We start from the raw sequence: 4,401 nt of genomic DNA, 5'->3' as shown, positions 1-4,401 counted from the left end.
TGTGAAGTGACAAGGAAGCTGCGCGACCGAACCCAACTAAGGGTATGAGCAGACCATCTAAACAGACAAACACCTTCACTAAGCTAGCCTCCTGTTGTTAGCTTAGTTTTGTTAATAGGGAAACTTTCAATTGGTCATCGTAAGCATGCTAGACTTGATAGGATCATTTTTTTGATATTGTAAAATATGAAGCAAGATACTAAATAATTGAGGTGATTTCAGAAATGACTCAGCCCGTGATCTACCGAAAAGATGTCTTGGCCATTTCTATCCTGATTCAAATTCTTGTCCTAGTCCTGTTTAAAGTATCTGGCATATCGCTTCAAAGCTGGTTGACGCTAGCCTTCCCTATTTACCTCATGCATGCTTTTTACGTGGTCAAATTTTTCCAATATCATAGAAAGCGTAGCCATGAGTAAAGAAAGCTCGATAGCCAATGATTTAATAAGAAAGTCAGTATCAAGCCTGCAAACTTTGGATTAATCGTCCAAGTTTGCAGGCTTTTTACTTTCTTTAAGTGAGGCCTTTTTATAGTTCTTAGCCTTGCTTCTTGTTACAATGAACTTAACTTAACTGAGGAGGTTGTTTCTATATGAATACGGCAGATATCAATACCAAGGGAATCGGCACAGAGCTCGGTTTGAAATTGGGCTGCGATGAGGCCCCTATTAAATCCATTGAATTTATTAACTACCGCTGTCCTTTTGCCCGGAAGTTCTTCCAAAGCAATTCTTACTTATTAGACGAGTGGGTGGCAGCGGGCAAGTTGCAGCGGATTATCAAATCTTATGACCGCGACAAGCATGACCTGTCCAAGGCTAATATCCTCCACCAATACATTGACTATGGCCGGCCAGAAGAAGCTTATGAATTGATCCATTATTTCTATGCTAACCAGGATGTCTGGGGGGAAATGGACCACGATGGCGTCAAAGATTGGGTGGAGAATGTGGTCGGACTCGAGCGGCAAGCTAATGAAGAAATCGCCCAGGCCATCCGCCAAGAAGGGGAAGACAATGGTGTGCGTTTCGTTCCTACTGTTATCCTCGCTGGTCATATCTTAGATGAACACGAAGACCATTTCACTATCCGTAAGTGGCTAGCTGAAGCCTTGGAAGACCAAGACTTAGCCAATGATTTTGACCCGTCTGCCCTGAACGATTCCAACGGTTTTGTCCTCGGCTTGGACCAGGCAGAAAAGACCATCTATCAATTTATCGACCTCTATGAAGCGGAATCAGCAGCCTATGTCAAGGAAGCTTTCCCTATTCTGCGCCAAGCCCTCGCTTCGGGCCAAGTGCGCTTAGTGACTAAAATCTTTAGTTTACGCCATGGGGGCGGCTACAAGGGTGAAGTGATGCAGCGCTTTGTGGACTATCAAACGCCCGAAAAGGCCCTGTATCAAGTCGAAGAGATCCTCGCTCGGCGTCCCGAATGGGTAGCCTCTGACTTTGAAGGTGTCTTCAAGTTTGCGGAAGAAGAGCTGGGCTACGACTACCAAGGTAACCAAGCAGCCCTCAAAGCCGCTTACAGAGAAGGTAAGGCAGTGGGCGTGGAAGCCAGTCCAGCCGTCTTCATTGATGGCCAAGGCTTCCACGCTGACCAAGCCCTCTCAGCCCTTCAAAATAAGCTATAAGACGAACGATAAAATAAAATTCGTATAAAAAGGTTCGCTATTAACCGCAAAAGATTAAAATAATTGTTGACAATTTCGGAAGTTCGGGCTATCCTATTGAATAATCTAAAAAGGAAAAGGAGCGGATTAACACCATGTCGAACTGGGAAAATAAATTTGTCAAAGAAGGAATTACCTTCGATGATGTCTTACTCGTGCCTGCTGAAAGTGATGTCCTACCTGATGAAGCGGATTTAGGGATCCAGCTATCTGACCACTTGAAATTGAATGTCCCTATCCTATCAGCTTCGATGGATACGGTAACGGAAGCGGATATGGCTATTGCCATGGCACGGTCTGGCGGCTTAGGAATTATCCATAAGAACATGACCATTGACCGTCAGGCTGAGGAAGTTCGCAAGGTGAAACGCTCGGAGAGTGGCGTCATCACCAATCCTTTCTATCTCTTCCCAGACAATAAGGTGCAAGAAGCTGAAGATTTGATGGCGCGCTACCGGATCAGTGGAGTTCCTATCGTCAAGGATGAGAGTTCGCGTGAATTACTGGGGATCATCACCAACCGCGACATTCGCTTTGTCCGTGATTTATCCGAACCTATTCATGAATATATGACCACAGAAGAAATGGTCACCGCTCCTTCGAATACCAGCCTAGAAGAAGCCGAAGCTCTCCTACAAAAATACCGGATTGAAAAACTCCCCTTGGTTGATGACCAAGGCCGCTTGACCGGCTTAATTACCTTTAAGGACATCCAAAATGTTACCGACTATCCCAATGCAGCCAAGGATGCCAAAGGCCGCTTGGTCTGTGGGGCAGCTGTCGGTGTGACTTCAGATACCTTCGAACGGGCCAAAGCCCTCATTGAAGCAGGTGTGGATGCCATTGTCATCGATACTGCCCACGGCCATTCCAAGGGCGTCCTCCGCAAGGTCAAGGAAATCCGCGACCAGTTCTCAGAGGTCACCCTGATTGCTGGGAATGTGGCCACAGCGGAAGGTACCCGGGCCCTTTTTGAAACAGGGGTCGATATTGTCAAAGTCGGCATTGGACCTGGTTCAATCTGTACTACCCGGGTAGTGGCTGGGGTCGGCGTGCCCCAATTAACCGCCATTTATGATGCCGCTGAAGTGGCCAATGAATTTGGCAAGACCATCATCGCTGATGGAGGGATTAAGTATTCAGGAGATATTGTCAAGGCCCTGGCTGCTGGGGGCCATGCCGTGATGCTAGGATCTATGCTAGCAGGGACGGACGAATCGCCAGGTGAAATTGAGATCTACCAAGGCCGCCGCTTCAAGACCTACCGCGGCATGGGCAGTCTGGGCGCCATGAAGAAGGGCTCAGCTGACCGCTACTTCCAAGGAGAAGTCAACGAAGCCAACAAGCTGGTCCCAGAAGGTATCGAAGGCCGGGTCAGCTACAAGGGCTCAGTGGTTGATATCATCTTCCAAATGGTCGGTGGTATCCGGTCCGGTATGGGATATTGCGGGGCACACAATATTGAAGACCTCCGTCAAAATGCCCAGTTCGTTCGCATGTCAGCCGCTGGTCTGATCGAATCTCATCCCCACGACATTCAAATTACCAAAGAAGCACCTAACTACTCACGTGGATAAGTGCCAAGGACAAGCGTCTAGCACAGGCTAGGCGCTTTTCTTATAGAAAGGCTGAGCGGATTACTCGCCTTTCGTTCGCTCACATGTTAGGATGAAAGAGAAGTTGAACTTGTAATGAATTGAAGGAGGTTCCATAATTTATGGCAAAAATTGCAGCAATTATCACAGACCTATTCGAAGATTCAGAGTTTACATCACCTAAGGAAGCCCTTGAGGCTGCGGGTCATGAAGTAGTGACCGTGGGGCTCGAAGCTGGCCAAACCGTTACCGGTAAGAGTGAAGATACAGAAGTCGAAGTCGCTGTTGGCATTGATGCGGCAGAAGGTGCGGATTACGATGCCCTGCTCATTCCTGGCGGCTATTCCCCTGATAAATTACGGGGCGACGAGCGCGTATTAGATTTTGTGCGCCACTTTGCCTTCAAGCGCAAACCAATCTTCTCCATCTGCCATGCCCCTCAATTACTCGTCAATGCTGACGTACTGAAAGGTAAGTCCATTACAGCTGTTAAACAAGTGGCCGTTGACGTGAAAAATGCAGGCGCCAACTTCTTTGATGAAGAAGTTGTCATTGACCCATCCGGCATTATCTCCAGCCGGACCCCAGCCGACTTAGATGCCTTCAATGAAGCCATTGTCGATGCTTTGAAATAGGCTCTATATGAATAAAGCAAGGAGCAGGGCAGCCTGCTCCTTTTTATTTGGAGTGCTGAGGGTGGAGTAACCCACACTCGGAAGCTTCGATTGGGGGTTAGATTCTAGCCCTCCACACTCCATGTCTTTATTTGTGGGTTGCTAGTCCCCAATCCACACTCGAATGAGGAAATTGGATGCTAAAAGATTTCAAGTCACACTTCGCCAGTTTGATTGGGGATTGGTTAATTTAAGCGCCCTCACAGCCTTTGCTTACACCCCTAGTCGGGTTCGACTTGGCAGGCTTGGAGTGATTTCACAAGTCAGAAACGAGCGAATGCTTCGCTCTTATTCTGTCTTGCTCCAATCATCCAAGCCTGAGCGCCAAGTCTCACACCCTTGTATAGTTGGGTTCGGTCTGGCAGCTTTCGTGTCACTTCACAAGTCACCGCCGCAGTCTGTGAGACTGCTCTGGCGACTTGTTCCAGTGAACGAAAGCTAAGCGCCAGCCCTCACA

General features: G+C 47.9%; 3 protein-coding genes. All 3 read left to right on the top strand.

Going from position 1 to position 4,401, the window contains the following annotated elements:
• The first annotated feature begins 592 nt into the window (after positions 1-592).
• Complete coding sequence (locus tag HMPREF2626_RS07895) at positions 593-1,636, top strand: thioredoxin domain-containing protein (protein WP_070619810.1); 1,044 nt, start codon at positions 593-595, stop codon at positions 1,634-1,636.
• Between the two features lie 134 nt (positions 1,637-1,770).
• Positions 1,771-3,252, top strand: coding sequence for an IMP dehydrogenase (guaB, locus tag HMPREF2626_RS07890; protein ID WP_070619807.1), 1,482 nt, complete (start codon positions 1,771-1,773; stop codon positions 3,250-3,252).
• Positions 3,253-3,392: 140 nt separating this feature from the next.
• Positions 3,393-3,905 carry a type 1 glutamine amidotransferase domain-containing protein gene (locus tag HMPREF2626_RS07885; RefSeq protein WP_070619804.1) on the top strand — a complete coding sequence of 171 codons (513 nt, stop codon included), beginning with the start codon at positions 3,393-3,395 and terminating at the stop codon, positions 3,903-3,905.
• Positions 3,906-4,401 lie beyond the last annotated feature (496 nt).

It is taken from the genome of Aerococcus sp. HMSC062A02, from assembly GCF_001809535.1.
In the GTDB taxonomy this organism is placed as follows: Bacteria; Bacillota; Bacilli; order Lactobacillales; family Aerococcaceae; genus Aerococcus.
The sequence above is the reverse complement of the archived record's forward strand: the minus strand, read 5'-3'. Positions and strand labels throughout refer to the sequence as shown.